This is a genomic window from Sphingomonas sp. P2_B6, from assembly GCF_056404755.1.
Genome location: NZ_JBFUDK010000017.1, coordinates 1 through 15,268 on the forward strand (window position 1 = coordinate 1; position 15,268 = coordinate 15,268).

A 15,268-nucleotide genomic window follows, 5' to 3' on the forward strand; every position below is an offset into this window, starting at 1 on the left:
AGCCCCGAGCCGAGATGACCCCCCGTCACCCCCACCGCCGCAATCGTCTCCGCCCGCAACTCGTCGGCCAGCTGCCGAAGCCTGGTCGGGGAAAGCGCCCTGAGATCCGCGGGCGTATGAACCGTGTCGAGCAACGGGGTCGAAGGAACGTCAGACATCGCGCCTGCTTAGCGGACGCGAAGAAGTGTGTCGATTGTTGTGGCGGTTGCGAGTGCTTCTTGACGATATGTGCACAGGATCGTGACACTGCCGACCATGGACCTCACGCATCGCCTCGCCACAGAAGCCGACATTCCGGCGATTCGCATCCTGATGGACCGCGCGATCGAGGCACTGCAACGTCCGTTCCTGTCGCCCGAAGAAGTAGCGGCTAGCCGGTTGAGCATGGGCCTCGACAGCCAGCTCATCGCCGACCGGACCTATTTCCTGGTCGAGACGGCGGGCCGTCTGGCCGGGTGCGGCGGCTGGAGTCGCCGGGCGACGCTTTATGGCGGCGATCACAGCGCCGCGTTGCGCGACCCGAAACTGCTCGATCCGGCGACGGACGCGGCGCGGATCCGGGCGATGTACACCGATCCGGATTTCACGCGGCGCGGCGTAGGCCGACTGGTGCTTCAGCTGTGCGAAACGGCCGCTCGGGAGGCGGGATTCGCCCGGGCCGAGATGATGGCGACGCTTGCCGGCGAACCGCTCTATCTCGCCTGCGGCTATGCGCCGATCGAGCGGGTGATGAAATTATCGGCGGAAGGTGCGCCGGTCCCCGGCGTCCGCATGGGCAAGCCGCTGGTTTAAGCGGCGTCCTCATGCTCGCAATCGGCGCATTTGCCGCGCACCTCGATCACCGGCCGCACCGGCGAGAAGCCCGCTGCCTCGGCGGCTGAGCGCACGCCGCTGGTGATGCGGTCATTGTCGAGATGAGTCGTCTGGCCGCAGGTGTCGCAGACCAGGAAGATGCAATCGTGCAGGCAATCCGGATGCGCATTGGCGACATAGGCGTTCGAGCTTTCGACTCGCCGCGCCAGATTCGCGCCGACGAACAGGTCGAGGATGCGATAGACGCTGTTCGCCGCGACCCGGCGCCCCTCGGTCTTCGATACCGCCTCGGCGATGTCATAAGCGCTTGCCGGCTTGTCGAAGCCAGCGAGCGCCTCGAAGATCTGGGCGCGCATCGTCGTCCACTGCTCGCCCGATTTCTCGAGCGTCTCGCGCGCTGCCTTTGAAAGGTCAGCGCCCTGCGGTTCGTGATGGTGATGATGTGCGGCCATGGGGTTCAATTTAGGCACTGCCGCCCCCCGCGGCAAGTAAAGTCCTAGTAGGTCGCCCGGCGGTTCAGATCATGGCCGAGTGCGAGGATCGCGACGCCGATCAGAGTCCACACCGTCTCCGTGCCGCCGTCATGCGGCATGGTGATCGCACCCGCCATGATGCCGAGGCCGAGCGAGCCGACCACCGCCGGCATCATATAGCCATGCGCGAAGATGCCGCGGCCGAGCGCCAGCACGCCGAAGCCGATCGCGACGGTCAGGCCGATCTCGTGGAACAGCGGGTTGAGCAGCAGGCCGCCGGCCGATGCCGCGAGCGCCAGGAACACCGAACTCGCCAGGCAGTGCACCGCGCACAGCCCGGACAGGCCGATCGCGAATCGATCGAACCGCGACTCGAGCCACGCAAAAGCGGGGAAATGGGAATGGACATGCGTTGTCATTGTGCGGGTCATTTGGCACAGCATAGCGCAAGTTACAATATATCATCGATGATTTTTCGACGAACCGATCGTCGCAATCCCGAATCCCAATCCTGAATCGACGCGCGCGTGCGATGGGGCTAGAGGCGGAGCATGCTTCAGGCCTCTTCGCTCGCCCATCCATCGCGGCCGCGCGCCCTTGCCGTGTGGCTGTTTTCGGTCGCCGGGCTGATCGTGCTGATGGTGGTGATCGGCGGCATCACCCGCCTGACCGAGTCGGGCCTGTCGATCACGGAGTGGAAGCCGATCAGCGGCATCATCCCACCGCTTACCGATGCGGCGTGGCAGGCCGAGTTCGACCATTACAAACGCATCCCCGAATATACCCAGATCAACAGCGGCATGACGCTGGCCGGGTTCAAGGCGATCTTCTTCTGGGAATATACGCACCGGCTGCTCGGCCGCTTGATCGGCATGGCCTTCGCGCTGCCGCTGCTGTGGTTCGCGGTCCGCCGGCGCATTCCCCCCGGCTATGGCTGGCGTCTGGTCGCGCTGCTTGCGCTGGGGGGGCTTCAGGGCGCGATCGGCTGGTGGATGGTCGCCTCGGGCCTGTCGGTACGTACCGATGTCAGCCATGTCCGGCTCGCGGTGCACCTGATCACCGCGCTGGTGCTCCTGTCGGGCCTGGTCTGGACCGCGCTCGACCTGCGCGCCTTGGCGGAGAGCCGCCTCGCCGCCCCTGCCTCGCTCAAGCCGCTCGCGGTGGTCGCGCTCGCGCTGCTGTTCAGCCAGATCATGTTCGGCGCCTTCACCGCCGGGCTCGACGCGGGCTACGCCTTTTCGAGCTGGCCGCTGATGGGCAATGCCCTCTTCCCGGCGGGCGTGGCGTTCATCGAGCCGATCTGGCGCAACGCGGTCGACAATCCGGTGGTGGTGCAGTTCATCCACCGCTGGTTCGCGTTTGTCGCGGCGACCGCGCTGATCATCCTGGCGCTGCGGGCGATCCGCCAGGGCGGGGTCATCGCCGGGCGCATGCTCGTCTGGCTGGTGGTGTTGCAGATCCTGCTGGGTATCGCGACCCTGCTCAGCGGGGTGCAGATCGTCATCGCGATCGCGCATCAGGCCAATGCCGCGCTGACGCTGATCGCTGCGACCTTCGCCGCGCATGCGATCGGCCGCGCGACGCGGTGAGCCGAATCCAGCTCGTCCGGACCAGCTTCGGCAGCGCCGACGAAGCCGCGCGCGTTGCGCGGGCGATGATCGAGGATCGCCTCGCTGCCTGCGCATCGATCGCGCCGATCCGCTCCATCTATCGCTGGCAGGGCAAGGTCGAGACCGACGACGAGATGGCGGTCCTGTTCAAGACCACCGGCGACCGGGTCGCCGCGCTGAAGGCGGCGATCATGGCGCAGCACAGCTACGACCTGCCCGTCATCGAAACCTGGGAGGCCGAAGTCGACCCGGCGGTCGGCGACTGGATCTATGAGGAAACCGTGCCGGTATCCTGATACCCGTCATGAAACCGGCCTTTCGCTTGACTTTTTTAGGCCTTCCTCACATTAGCCCGCCATCAGCGCTGTCCCGTGGGGGCGGCGCATGTCGTTTGAACGAAAGAGGTCTGGCCCCATGAAGGCGCTGATGAAGACCACCAAGTCGGTAAAGCCGCACGAGGTGGAGAAGAAATGGCATATCGTCGATGCCGACGGCCTGGTGGTCGGTCGCGCAGCCTCGATCATCGCCAATGTCCTGCGCGGCAAGCACAAGCCGAGCTTCACCCCCCATGTCGATTGCGGTGACAATGTCATCGTCATCAACGCGGACAAGATCCGGTTCACGGGCAACAAGCTCAAGGACAAGATCTATTACCGCCACACCGGCTATGCCGGCGGCATCAAGGGCGTCGCAGCGGGCAAGATCCTCGAGGGTCGCTTCCCGGAGCGCGTCCTGGAAAAGGCGATCGAGCGCATGATCCCGCGCGGCCCGCTCGGCCGTGAGCAGATGCGCAACCTTCGCGTCTTCTCGGGCAGCGAGCATCCGCACGCAGCGCAGAACCCCGAAGTCCTCGACATCGGTTCGATGAACCGCAAGAACAAGGTGGGCAATTGATGTCCGACAATCGTCAGTCCCTTTCCGATCTCGCGACCCTGACCAGCCAGCCGGCACCGGTCGCAGCCACGTCGACGGTTCTCGCCGGTGACGAATATGCGCCCGCCGCTCCTGTCGTCGTCCGCGAGCCGATGCCCCTGCGCGAGCAGATCCTCGACAAGTTCGGCCGCGCCTATGCGACCGGCCGCCGCAAGGACGCCGTCGCACGCGTCTGGATCAAGCCGGGCACCGGCAAGATCACGATCAACGGGCGCGACCAGGAAGTGTATTTCGCACGTCCGACGCTGCGCCTCGTCATCAACCAGCCGTTCGGTGTCGCCGAGCGTGACGGTCAGTATGACGTGGTCTGCACCGTCAAGGGCGGCGGGCTTTCGGGCCAGGCCGGCGCGGTCAAGCACGGCATCAGCCAGGCGCTGACCAAGTTCGAGCCGATCCTGCGCGCGCCGGTCAAGGCCGCCGGGTTCCTGACCCGCGACAGCCGCACGGTCGAGCGCAAGAAGTACGGCCGCGCCAAGGCACGCCGCAGCTTCCAGTTCTCGAAGCGCTGAGTCGTTCTCGATTTCGCGAAATGGGGCGGTCCGGCAACGGGCCGCCCTTTTTCGTTCTCCCCTTTCGCGAGGCGCTGGGCTAGCTTCCCCGGAAATCAGACGGAGAAAATGCGTTGGCTTTGCACGATCCCGTAACGGCCCGCATCGTGACGTTCATCGAACAGGTCGGCATCCCGGTGGAAACCGATTCAGTCCCCGAGGCCTCATTCCTTCCCGCGATCACGATCCGGAACGGCGCGGTCGTCTATGATCCAGCGCGGCTCGAATGGCCGGGCGATCTGCTGCACGAGGCGGGACACGTCGCCGTGACGCCGCCGGAGGAGCGGTCCACGCTCAGCGAGATCCGGTCCGACCCCGCCGAGGAGATGTCGGCAATCGCCTGGTCCTATGCCGCGGCGCTGGCGATGGAGCTGGATCCCAGAGTGGTGTTCCACGAGCATGGCTATCGCGGCGGCAGTGACTCGCTGCTCGAGAATTTCGCGGAGGGCCGGTATCTCGCCGTGCCGATGCTGCAATATTACGGGATGGCGCTGGAGAAGCGCTCGGCGGCGGAACGCGGCGAAGAGCCCTATCCGCACATGGTGTCGTGGCTTCGGACCCGTCCGAAGGACCTGTGAGCCGCACCATGACGACAGCGCATAAGGCGGGCGGCAGAAGAGGCATGATTCCCGTGATGAAGCGTTGGCTCGTGCTGCTGGGACTCATCCTGCTCCCTGCGGCGGCCTCGGCGCAGGATGCGAAGGGCGACTGGGCGGGTACGCTCCAGATCAACATGTCGGTCAAGCTTCGCCTGGCCGTCCATATCGTTGCCGCCGAAAGTGGCGCGCTGACGGGGACGCTCGACAGCCTGGATCAGCAGGCGCTCGGTATGCCGCTTGCCAATCTAGCCACTGCATCGGGTAGCCTCTCCTTCGACGTACCCGCCGTGAAGGGGCATTATGAAGCGACCTGGAACGACCCGGCGAAAAGCTGGTCAGGCACCTGGAGCCAGCTGGGCCAGAGCTGGCCGCTCTCGCTGAGCGCCGGCACCAGGGAATCGCTCGCGCCCGCACCGCCAAAGCCGTTGCCCGCCAATTGGTCGATTCCCGACAAGGCCGCGATCGACGCGCTGATCGATCGACGCCTTGCCGGTCGCGCCGGCGAAGGGATCGTGATCGGCATAGCCGACGCCTCGGGCCACCATCTCACCGGCCGCGGCCCAGCGGGCGCGGCGGCGTTCGACGGCACGACATTGTTCGAGATCGGGTCGATGTCGAAGGTCTTCACCTCGCTGCTGCTCGCCGACATGGTCCGGCGCGGCGAGGTGGCGCTTGACGATCCGGCGGAGAAATATCTTCCGGCCGGCGCGAAGATGCCGATGCGCGGCGTCCGGAAGATCACGCTCGAGGATCTCGCGACGCATCGCTCGGGGCTGCCACGCCTGCCCGACAATCTCTCCTTTGCCGATCCGGCCAATCCCTATGCCGATTACAGCGAGGCCAATCTGCTCGACTTTCTCGGCCGCTACGCGCTGACGCGGGACATTGGCAGCCAGTTTGAATATTCCAACCTGGGTGTCGGGCTGCTCGGCTATCTGCTCGCGCGGCGGGCGGGCACCGATTACGAGACGTTGCTCAAGCAGCGGATCACCATCCCGCTCGGCATGCGCGATACGACGATCACGCTGACGCCCGCGCAAAAGGCACGCTTCGCCATCGGTCATGACCAATATATGCGGCCGACGAGCGCCTGGGACCTGCCGATACTGGCCGGGGCCGGGGCGATACGATCGACCGTCAACGACCTGCTCCTCTTTCTCGACGCCAGTATCGGCACGAAGCCTTCTCCTCTCGCGCCCGCGATGAAGGCGATGCTGGCGAAACGCTGGCCAGGGGTCTCGCCCCGCGTCGCCACCGGGCTCGGCTGGATGGTCCTGACGACGGCGTCGGGTGACATCGTCTTCCATGGCGGCGGCACGGGCGGGTTCCGCACCGTGATGGCCTATGATCCGGCCAAGCGGCGTGGCGCCGTGGTCCTCACCAATGCGGCGATCGAGGAATCGATCGACGACATTGCCCTTCATCTGTTGCTAGGCGCTCCCGTCGCGCCAGCCGCTCCAGTGCCGCCGGCGCCAAAGCCGGTCGCCACACGCACCGCGATCGAGTTGCCAGCCGCCGAGCTCGATCGGGTCGTCGGACGTTATCGCTTCACCGCCCAGCTCGACATGACCGTCACGCGCGATGGGTCGGGGCTGAAAGCGCAGCTCACCGGCCAGCCGGCTTTCCCGATCTTCGCCGAGGCACCGCTCAACTTTTTCTGGCGGGTGGTCGATGCTCAGGTCGTGTTCACCGCCGACCCGGGTAGCCAGGCAACCGGCGTGGTGCTCCATCAGGGCGGCGGCACGATGACGGGGACGCGCGTCACTCCCTGACGATCGGTGCGGCGACGAACGCCGGATCCTTCATGCCACGTCGCCCGGACGATACTCCGTGAACAGGCCGCATTGATGGACCAGCGCGCCGAACCATGGGTGGTCGAGCGCGAGGGTGAAGGCGAACCAGCCATGGTCGCAGTCGATATGGCCGATGCTGAGCCGGCCGGGACTCAGCCAGCGCGGCAGGCGAAGGCGGAGCGGGCCGAGGCGCCAGAAATAATGATCGCTGTCGAAATAGAGCGCTTCGTTCTCGACCCGCAGGGTGAGCGCGATGCCGAAGCCCATGCCGAGATATTCCTCGATGCCGGTGGGGCCGGCGAAGCGCTTGGAGCTGTGGATCACCTGGGGGAAGCCGGCGTGGCGACTGTACTGGCGAGTCCAGAACTGGCCGCCGCCGCCCGCATCCCCGGTCACGCACACCGCCGCGGCGACGCCGGTATCGGTGGTGAGCGGCAGCGGCGCGCCGACCAGGCGGCAGGCCTGGGCGAAGAGCCAGCCGAGCCGGCTCATCCGGCATTCGACGATCTCGCCGACATAGCTGATCGTCTGAGTCGCGAGCGCCTTGCGCCCGAACCGGGCGCGGACGGCGGGCGGGAGGCTGGCCCAGCCCGCTTCGCCGAGCAGCTGGCGGAAACGGGGGTCGATGACGGTGACGCCGGTGCGTGGCGCGTGCTGCGGAACGGGGCTTCGAGGTGTCGCGATGCTTGCCACTTCTTCCTCCTGTTCCGGTTATTTCTGTTAAATCAGAAATTACAGATTATGGAGGCGGAGTCAAGGCTGGAGGTAGCGGATCAGTTGGGTGGGAGCTTTTTTTGTTCCTTCCCCGGCGAAGGCCGGGGCCCAGTCGGGGGACAGTTCTGGTTCGCGTTGCGCGTCGTCACAGCAGCCTTTCCAACTGGGCCCCGGCCTTCGCCGGGGAAGAAGGAAGGGAAAACGCCTTACTCCACCTTCTCCTTTGGCAGCACCGCATCAGGCTCCGGCCCGAGCGTGCGCAGGACCACGTCGAAACGCGCGCCCTCGATGCGGATCTCGTTGAACGATGGCGGCGAGTCGCGGGTGCGTTCGGAAAGGGTGCCGGCCCCGATCATCCGGATCTTGCGGCCAGCCGCCTCGTGAGCCACGTCGAACGGATCATGGACATGTCCGGTCAGCACCGCGCTCGCGCCCGCTGCCGCCAGCGCCGCGAAGGCCTCGGCGCCGTTGCGGGTCGAGGAAGTCATGCGGGTATGCGCCTCGATCAGCGGGTGGTGACAGGCGACGAAGACCAGCGCATCCTTGGGCGCTGCCTCGACCAGCGCCAGCGCCTTTTGCAGCGACCGCGTGCTGACATGGCCCTTGGACCAGTTGAGCCGCCACTGCGCGCGCGCGGTCGTGACCATCGGGACGATCGCCACCCCGGGCAGGTCGAGCGGGCGCTCGATCAGCCGTTCGATCGCGCCGATCCGCCCATAGGGCCGGAAGAAGCGCGCGATCGGGTTGAAATAGGGCAGGTCGTGATTGCCCACCTCGACCGTCACCGGCACGCCCAGCCCCTGCAGCCAGGCGAGGCCAGCGGCGAACTCGTGCGCCCGCGCGCGCATGGTGAGATCACCGGTCATGATCACCGCATCGGGCTGCTCGGCGCGCACGAGACCGTCGAACCAGGCGATCGCGGCGCGATCCTCGCGGCCGAAATGCACGTCGCTGACATGGAACAGGCGTATCATGTGGCCTCCACGGTCGCGATGAACATCTCGCGCCCGATTCCGCCGGTGATGGTGACATTGGCATCGAGTTTGACCGGCTCGCCGTCGAACAGCGCCTGGACCGGCTTGTGTCCGGCGATGCGCAGCCGCTTGGCCTGGACCTCGGTGACCTGCGCCGCCGCGACCCAGTCTCCGGTCAGCCATTCCCAACCGAGCGCGGCGATCGACCGCCAGTCGCGCGCGTCGACGGCGGCGACGTCGAGATGGTCGGGCTCGGGCGTGACGAACACCGCCTGGGCGTGGTGGCGCAGGCCCGGCACGCCTTCCAGCCGGATCCCGCGCGAGAAGGTGCGGCGCCACGCAGCGAGGATCGCCCGACCAAGCCCGCGCAGCCGCCGCGACCGCACCAGCTCGCGCGCCCGGACCCAGGTGGCGGCCGGGCCGAGGATCAGCCCGACAAAGGCGCGGTGCGGCCCCGCCTCGACATAGGGCAATGCGATCCGCCTGCCCCCTTGCTTCGCCGCATGGACGATCGTGGCGGGATCGGCATTGCCGTGGAGCGCCTTGGCGAGCAGATTCATCGTGCCGCCCGGCAGGATGAGGATGGCGCCGGTCCAGTCGGCGAGCCTGCAGGCCGCGGCGTTGATCGTGCCGTCGCCGGCGAACAGCACGACCGTGTCGACTCCCTCGGCATCGAGGCGATCGGCGTCGGGCAGGTCGTCCTCGGGAAAGGCAGTACGACCGACGAGTTGCAGGTCATGTTCGGCGAACACGGCTTCGATCGCCGTGGCTTTTGCCGCCGTCGCCGTGCCGGAGGCGATGTTGGTGATGAACCACAGTTTCTGCATGACACCTCCAACGCGCGAGAAGAGAGAAAGGTGACGCGCCGCGCGCGGCGCGATAGGCAGCAGGCGACAAAAGCGGAGAGCTCATGCCCAATCTCTACAACCGGTTCGTCGAAGCCTTCACGCCGCGATCCGACGCGCCGTTCATCATCCGCCCGGACGGCGGCACGATCACCTATGCCGATCTCCACGCGGCAACGGGGCGGATCGCCAATTTGTTCGTCTCGTTGGGTATCGAGCGGGGCGACCGGATCGCGATGCAGGTCGACAAGTCGGCGGAAGGGCTGCTGGTCTATCTCGCCACCCTGCGCATCGGCGCGATCCACCTGCCGCTCAACCCGGCCTATACCGCGCGCGAGCTGGATTATTTCCTGCGCGATGCCGAGCCAGCGCTGTTTATCTGCAGCCCGGCGAACGAGCCGGTGCTGGGACCGCTGTGCCGGGAAATCGGCGTTCCTCATGTGATGACCCTCGGCAAGGCTGGGGACGGCAGCCTGATCGAAGCGGCAGAAGCAAAGCCCACCGACTTCGCGACCGTCGATGTCGCGAACGACGAGCTGGCAGCGATCCTCTATACCTCGGGCACGACCGGGCGCTCCAAGGGCGCGATGCTGACGCATGACAATCTCGCCTCCAACGCCGAGACTCTGGTCGCGCTGTGGCGCTTCACGAAGGACGATGTGCTGCTCCACGCACTGCCGACCTTCCACACGCACGGGCTGTTCGTCGCGACCAACATCATCCTGCTTACGGGCGCGCGGATGATCTTCCTGCCGGCGTTCGATCTCGACGCGATGCTCCGGCTGCTGCCGCGATGCACGACGATGATGGGCGTGCCGACCTTCTATTCGCGGCTGCTGTCGCGGCCGGAGTTCACGCGAGACCTGGTCAGGGACATGCGGCTGTTCGTGTCGGGATCGGCCCCGCTGTCGGCGGAGGTCCACCGCGAGTTCAGCGCGCGCACCGGCCATGCCATCCTCGAACGCTACGGCATGACCGAGACCAACATGAACAGCTCTAACCCCTATGACGGGGACCGGGTGCCGGGCAGCGTGGGTTTCCCGCTGCCGGGCGTGGAGATCCGCATCACCGATGCCGAGACGGCGACGTCGCTCGCGCAGGGCGAGATCGGCATGATCGAGGTGCGCGGCCCCAATGTGTTCAAGGGCTATTGGCGGATGCCGGTGAAGACCGCCGAGGAGAAGCGGACCGACGGCTATTTCATCACCGGCGATGTCGGCAGTTACGACGAGCGCGGCTATCTGTTCATTTCGGGCCGGCAGAAGGACCTGATCATCTCGGGAGGTCTCAACGTCTATCCGGCCGAGGTCGAGGCGCTGATCGACGAGATGGCGGGCGTCGCCGAATGCGCAGTGATCGGCGTGCCGCATCCCGACCTGGGCGAAGGCGTGGTCGCGGTGATCGCAGCGAAGGCGCCAGGCGCGGTGGATGCGCAGGGCGTGAAAGCGGCGCTGGCCGATACGCTGGCGTCGTTCAAACGGCCGAAACAGGTCTATGTGGTCGACGAATTGCCGCGCAACGCGATGGGCAAGGTGCAGAAGGCGGAACTGCGCAAAACCTATGCCGGGACCTTCCAGGCATGAAAGGACAGCATGATGTTGCCAGCCCGCACCTATAGCGTTTCGATCGATCGCGACTGGCGCGCGCTGTACGAGGAGATCTGGCGGCCGGAATTCTTCACCAAATGGGCGTCCGGTCTCGCCGAATCCGATCTGCGCGCCGAAGGCGATGGCTGGACGGCGGACGGGCCGGAGGGGCCGATCCGCATCCGCTTCACGGCCCATAACGACTATGGCGTGATGGATCATTTCGTCGATGTCGGCGCCGACGGCGAAGTCCATATCCCGCTGCGCGTCGTACAGAATGGTGACGGCGCCGAGGTGATGCTGACGCTCTATCGCCAGCCCGGCATGAGCGACGAGAAATTCGCCGCCGACGCGAAATGGATCAATGCCGACCTGAAATCGCTGAAGGCGCTGTTCACGCCGCAGCGCGGCCGGAACGGATAAGGGGTCATGTCCAAAGCCACGCCGGCAACCCGCGCGCTTTCCGCTGCCGGTATCGCCTTCACCGTTCACGCTTATGACTATGATCCGGGCGCCGAGCGGATCGGACTCCAGGCAGCCGAGGCGCTGGGCGAGCCACCGCAGCGCGTGCTCAAGACGCTGATGGCGCTGGTCGACGGCAAGCCCGTCTGCGTGGTGCTGCCGTCGGATCGCGAGGTCGCGATGAAGAAGCTGGCCGCCGCGTTCGGCGGAAAGGCGGCCGAGATGATGAAACCGGCCGATGCCGAGCGGCTGACCGGCTATCATGTCGGCGGGATCAGCCCGTTCGGCCAGAAGCGCCGCGTGCCGACCGCGATCGAGCAGACGGCGCTGGGCGAGGCGCTGGTCTATATCAATGCCGGCCAGCGCGGCCTTCAGGTCCGGCTCGATCCGAAGGCGGCGGCGACGGTTCTTGGCGCGGTCGCGGCGTCGATCGTGAGTTAGGCGCGGCTTGCAGGAAAATCCGCGCCGGGCTATCGGCGCGTCAGGCGATCCGGCTGAAAATGTCGGAAAGCTACCGGCCGATACGCCAGAAATGGCGGAAAAGCGGGTTCGCGGGTGTAGCTCAATGGCAGAGCAGAAGCTTCCCAAGCTTACGACGAGGGTTCGATTCCCTTCACCCGCTCCAGATTTTCGGCTCTCCCGTATTCCGCACGCTGAAGCCGAACGGGGAGAGAGAATTTCATGACGACAGCCGCACCCCGCATCGTGATCATCGGCGGCGGCCATGCCGGCGCGAACGCGGCCGCATCGCTGCGGCAGGCCGGGCATGACGGCGAGATCGTGATGATCTCCGAAGAGGCCGTGCTGCCCTATCATCGCCCGCCGCTGTCCAAGGCCTATCTCAAGGGCGGGTCGACGCTCGACGCGCTGTATCTGCGGCCGGCCAAATTCTACGAGACCAACCGGATCGAGACGATCCTCGGCGCGCGGGCGACCGGAATCGACACGGCGCGCAAGATCGTCACGCTGGCGGACGGGCGCGAGATCGGCTGGGAATTGCTGATCCTCGCCACCGGATCGGTCGCGCGGCGTTTCGACGGGCCGGGAGCCGATCTCGACGGCGTGCATGTGCTGCGCGACATCAAGGACGCCGAGGCGCTGCATGCGCGGATCGTCGAGGGCGCGAAGCTGGTCATCATCGGCGCCGGCTATATCGGGCTCGAGGTCGCTGCCTCGGCGCGCGAGCTGGGCGCTGAGGTGACCATCCTGGAACGCGAGCCGCGCATCCTGTCGCGCGTGGCGTGCGAGGAGCTTTCCGGTTTCTTCCACCGCTTCCATGCGAGCCGCGGCGTGACGTTCCGCACGGGCGTGTCGGTCGCAGGGCTGCACGGCGAGGACGGTCAGGTGCGATCGGTCGAGCTGTCCGACGGCGAAGTGCTGCCCGCCGATGTGGTGCTGGTCGGGATCGGCGGGGCGCCCTGCGATGCGCTGGCCAGGGCGGCGGGCCTGCACTGCGACAATGGCGTGATCGTCGACCTGGCGGGGCGGACGTCGGCGCCCGGCATCTATGCGATCGGCGACCTGACACGCCGGCCGATGCCGCATTATGGCGACCGCATGTTCCGGCTGGAAAGCGTGCCCAATGCGGTCGACCAGGCCAAGGCGGTCGCGGCCGACATCATGGGCAAGCCCCTGCCCGCGCCCGACCTGCCCTGGTTCTGGTCCGACCAATATGAGCTGAAGCTGCAGATCGCCGGCGTGCCGTTCGACGCCGACCGCCAGATCGTGCGGCATACGCCGGACAAGGAGAACAGCTTCTCCATCTTCCATATGAGCGGCGACCGGATCGTCGCGGTCGAGGCGGTGAACGCGCTGGGCGATTTCGTTGCGGGGAAGAAGCTGATCATGAGCGGGCAGGCGATGGATATCGCGAAACTGTCCGATGCGAGCGTGGCGGTGAAGACACTGATCGCCGCGGGCGATTGAAGAGCGCAAGTCATCGCCCGCGATCCGGGCGCACCGCATGAACAATGTGTCGACCACGAAGTAACGCGTTGCCGCCATCGGGGTGTGGTCGCAACTATTCGGGTATTTTTGCCACCCAACGTCGACCCCGATTTTTCGGGGTTCGGGCGACGTTTCGGCATGCGTGTTGGAGATTTTTACAGGGACCCGACACGCGATCCAACAGATCGAGCCTGGCGGTGAAAATCTGTAGTGGAGAATTTCACGGGCTTTATTCGACGAATTTCGAGAATCGATAGGGTTTGACCTGAACGGTATTTGGTCGCGTCGATCGTATGGCGTTGCCGGCATTTCGCGACCTCCCTTCAGCCTGACCGAACAGGTTAGGGCAGATGACGGCGCGTTTGAATCGAGCCAGTTTCTTCCGCTTCCCCGGCGAAGGCCGGGGCCCAGTTGGGAAGGCGGGAGCAACAGCGCGAAGCGCTACCCAATTGACCTCCCCCAACTGGACCCCGGCCTTCGCCGGGGAAGGTCAGGGAGGAAGGCTCAGCCTACCCGCTCGAAGCTGATCGTCCTCTTGTCGGGGTCGGCCGCGACCAGTTTCACGTTCAGGGCATCGCCCGGCGCGACATGGTGGGCGGTGATGCGCGCGACCACCGGTAGGTCGCTCAGCTGCATGCGCGCACCGCGATCGTCGAGATCAGTGACGACCGCCGGAAACACCTCGCCCTCGCGCCCGCGCAGCATCGTGGCCTCGGCCATGTCGATCACCGCGCGGTCGATCTGGCCGCTCAGGGAATCGGCACGGGCCATGACGGAGGGAAGCTGGGTGAAGGCAGCCGTCACCACCTCGGGCACGGGCTGGCCGTTGGCGATCGCGAGGGTGGCGCGGACGACATAGCGGTCGGCGAGGCGGCGGAGTGGCGCGGTCGCATGGGCATAGGTCGCCGCCATGGCGGCGTGCCAAGGGGTGATGCCCTCGCGAAAGGGCACGTAGCTCGCCCCCTCGCCCGCGCGGCGGATCGCCAGCATGAACGCGGCCTGTTTCGGATTCCGCGGATCGAGCCTGCGGCTGAACTGGTCGAGCGTCGCGGTTGCCGGCCAGTCCAGGCCGAAGGCGCGCGCGGTGAGGCGCAAGCGCTTGATCGCGCCCTCATTGGGTTCGGCCATCACCCGGAACAGGCCGGTCCGGTGCGCCTGGAGCGCGTCCGCGATGGCCAGGTTGGTGGCGAGCGACATCGCCGCGTTGCGCACTTCCGACTCGAGCACGGGCCGGAACAACAGCTTGAAGCGCCCGTCGCCGAGCGCATCGACTTCCTGTTCGGGCGGATCGACACGGGCGGCGCCGCGCCGGTCCTCGGCACCCTGGATGCGGCGCGCCAGCTCGTCGAAATCGGCGGGCAGGTCGGCCGGGGTCACGCTGTCATAAGCGAGCTTCGCGCGGCTGCGGATCACGGCGCGCTCGGCCCCGTCGAGATGCACCGCGCCATCGGGCGCGACGCGCACGGTGAAGATCACCGCCGGGCGTGGGCCGGTGGGCAGCAGGCTGGCGGCGCCTTCGGCCAGTACCGGCGGATAAAGCCCGGCCTTGCCGTCGGGCAGATATTGCGTGGCGCCGCGATGCCAAGCCTCGGCATCGAGCGCGTCGCCATCGTCGACGAACCAGGCGACATCGGCGATGGCGTAATGGAGCAGAAGATCGGCGCCGCTGCGATCGATGCAGAAAGCCTGATCGAGATCGGTCGAACTGGCCGGATCGAGCGTGACAAAGGGCCGGTCGGTGCGGTCGGCATGTTCGGTCGGCACGCGTTTCGCGGCGGCCTCGGCGGCGGCGAGCACCGCGGGCGGGAAGGAATCCGGCACCTGAAACTGGGCGCGGATCGCGGCAAGGCCGGCGGCCAGCGCTTTATCGGGATCGGCGAGCGCCTTCATTGCCGCCTGCCGTACACGCTGCGCGTGAAATGGGGAAGACGGGAGCGGGCCAGCGGGGCCTGCGACACCGGAGGGGAATTG

General features: G+C 66.5%; 18 protein-coding genes and 1 tRNA gene. 12 read left to right on the plus strand and 7 right to left on the minus strand.

Translation table 11 applies throughout. The features are described 5' to 3' along the window. Positions 1-158: 1-deoxy-D-xylulose-5-phosphate synthase N-terminal domain-containing protein (locus AC1DX5_RS19800; RefSeq protein ID WP_478017078.1), on the minus strand; the 158-nt coding region annotated here is incomplete at its 3' end. Positions 159-255: 97 nt separating this feature from the next. Here AC1DX5_RS19800 and AC1DX5_RS19805 point away from each other — a divergent pair. Beyond that, complete coding sequence (locus AC1DX5_RS19805; RefSeq protein WP_478017079.1) at positions 256-792, plus strand: GNAT family N-acetyltransferase; 537 nt, start codon at positions 256-258, stop codon at positions 790-792. Here AC1DX5_RS19805 and AC1DX5_RS19810 read toward each other — a convergent pair. Next, entirely contained in the window at positions 789-1,265 is a 477-nt protein-coding gene (locus AC1DX5_RS19810; protein WP_372857177.1) for a Fur family transcriptional regulator, read from the minus strand. The two genes, AC1DX5_RS19805 and AC1DX5_RS19810, sit on opposite strands and share 4 nt — an antisense overlap. 44 nt (positions 1,266-1,309) lie before the next feature. Continuing rightward, positions 1,310-1,705, minus strand: coding sequence for a MerC domain-containing protein (locus AC1DX5_RS19815; RefSeq protein WP_465172305.1), 396 nt, complete (start codon positions 1,703-1,705; stop codon positions 1,310-1,312). A 132-nt stretch (positions 1,706-1,837) separates the two neighbouring features. On the opposite strand from AC1DX5_RS19815, the gene AC1DX5_RS19820 reads away from it, so the two are divergent. The 6 genes from AC1DX5_RS19820 (at position 1,838) to AC1DX5_RS19845 (ending at position 6,748) form a co-directional block, all read left to right on the plus strand. After that, positions 1,838-2,875: a COX15/CtaA family protein gene (locus AC1DX5_RS19820; RefSeq protein WP_465172304.1), complete on the plus strand. Its 1,038-nt coding sequence runs from the start codon at positions 1,838-1,840 to the stop codon at positions 2,873-2,875. Continuing rightward, a complete protein-coding gene (gene cutA, locus AC1DX5_RS19825) occupies positions 2,872-3,192 on the plus strand; it encodes a divalent-cation tolerance protein CutA (protein ID WP_465176004.1) in 321 nt (106 codons plus the stop codon). The genes AC1DX5_RS19820 and cutA overlap by 4 nt, the downstream gene beginning before the upstream one ends. Positions 3,193-3,310: 118 nt before the next feature. Further along, entirely contained in the window at positions 3,311-3,790 is a 480-nt protein-coding gene (gene rplM, locus AC1DX5_RS19830; RefSeq protein ID WP_465172302.1) for a 50S ribosomal protein L13, read from the plus strand. Next, positions 3,790-4,338, plus strand: a complete 549-nt coding sequence (gene rpsI, locus AC1DX5_RS19835) for a 30S ribosomal protein S9 (protein WP_465172301.1) — start codon at positions 3,790-3,792, stop codon at positions 4,336-4,338. The genes rplM and rpsI overlap by 1 nt, the downstream gene beginning before the upstream one ends. A gap of 146 nt (positions 4,339-4,484) precedes the next feature. Next, on the plus strand, positions 4,485-4,955 hold the full coding sequence (locus AC1DX5_RS19840) for a hypothetical protein (protein ID WP_478016963.1): 471 nt from the start codon (positions 4,485-4,487) through the stop codon (positions 4,953-4,955). Positions 4,956-5,011: 56 nt separating this feature from the next. After that, the gene (locus tag AC1DX5_RS19845; RefSeq protein WP_478016965.1) at positions 5,012-6,748 is read left to right on the plus strand and encodes a serine hydrolase; all 1,737 of its coding nucleotides are present in this window, start codon (positions 5,012-5,014) and stop codon (positions 6,746-6,748) included. A gap of 30 nt (positions 6,749-6,778) precedes the next feature. Here AC1DX5_RS19845 and AC1DX5_RS19850 read toward each other — a convergent pair whose 3' ends face one another. The 3 genes from AC1DX5_RS19850 to AC1DX5_RS19860 form a co-directional block, all read right to left on the minus strand. Beyond that, entirely contained in the window at positions 6,779-7,462 is a 684-nt protein-coding gene (locus tag AC1DX5_RS19850) for a DUF4166 domain-containing protein (RefSeq protein ID WP_478016967.1), read from the minus strand. 227 nt (positions 7,463-7,689) lie between these two features. Next, positions 7,690-8,457: a metallophosphoesterase family protein gene (locus AC1DX5_RS19855; RefSeq protein ID WP_478016970.1), complete on the minus strand. Its 768-nt coding sequence runs from the start codon at positions 8,455-8,457 to the stop codon at positions 7,690-7,692. Further along, positions 8,454-9,284 carry a diacylglycerol/lipid kinase family protein gene (locus tag AC1DX5_RS19860; protein WP_478016972.1) on the minus strand — a complete coding sequence of 277 codons (831 nt, stop codon included), beginning with the start codon at positions 9,282-9,284 and terminating at the stop codon, positions 8,454-8,456. The genes AC1DX5_RS19855 and AC1DX5_RS19860 overlap by 4 nt, the downstream gene beginning before the upstream one ends. An 83-nt stretch (positions 9,285-9,367) precedes the next feature. On the opposite strand from AC1DX5_RS19860, the gene AC1DX5_RS19865 reads away from it, so the two are divergent. From AC1DX5_RS19865 to AC1DX5_RS19885, 5 genes are all read left to right on the plus strand, one after another. Continuing rightward, complete coding sequence (locus AC1DX5_RS19865; protein ID WP_478016975.1) at positions 9,368-10,885, plus strand: malonate--CoA ligase; 1,518 nt, start codon at positions 9,368-9,370, stop codon at positions 10,883-10,885. Positions 10,886-10,894: 9 nt separating this feature from the next. Continuing rightward, positions 10,895-11,311: a polyketide cyclase gene (locus AC1DX5_RS19870; protein ID WP_465175997.1), complete on the plus strand. Its 417-nt coding sequence runs from the start codon at positions 10,895-10,897 to the stop codon at positions 11,309-11,311. A gap of 6 nt (positions 11,312-11,317) precedes the next feature. Then, complete coding sequence (gene ybaK, locus AC1DX5_RS19875; RefSeq protein WP_465172293.1) at positions 11,318-11,791, plus strand: Cys-tRNA(Pro) deacylase; 474 nt, start codon at positions 11,318-11,320, stop codon at positions 11,789-11,791. A gap of 110 nt (positions 11,792-11,901) precedes the next feature. Next, positions 11,902-11,975 (plus strand) — tRNA-Gly (locus AC1DX5_RS19880). Positions 11,976-12,031: 56 nt separating this feature from the next. Continuing rightward, positions 12,032-13,276, plus strand: coding sequence for an NAD(P)/FAD-dependent oxidoreductase (locus tag AC1DX5_RS19885; protein WP_478016976.1), 1,245 nt, complete (start codon positions 12,032-12,034; stop codon positions 13,274-13,276). A 525-nt stretch (positions 13,277-13,801) separates the two neighbouring features. Here the strand turns inward: AC1DX5_RS19885 and AC1DX5_RS19890 are convergent. After that, positions 13,802-15,187, minus strand: a complete 1,386-nt coding sequence (locus AC1DX5_RS19890; RefSeq protein ID WP_478016978.1) for an RNB domain-containing ribonuclease — start codon at positions 15,185-15,187, stop codon at positions 13,802-13,804. Positions 15,188-15,268 lie beyond the last annotated feature (81 nt).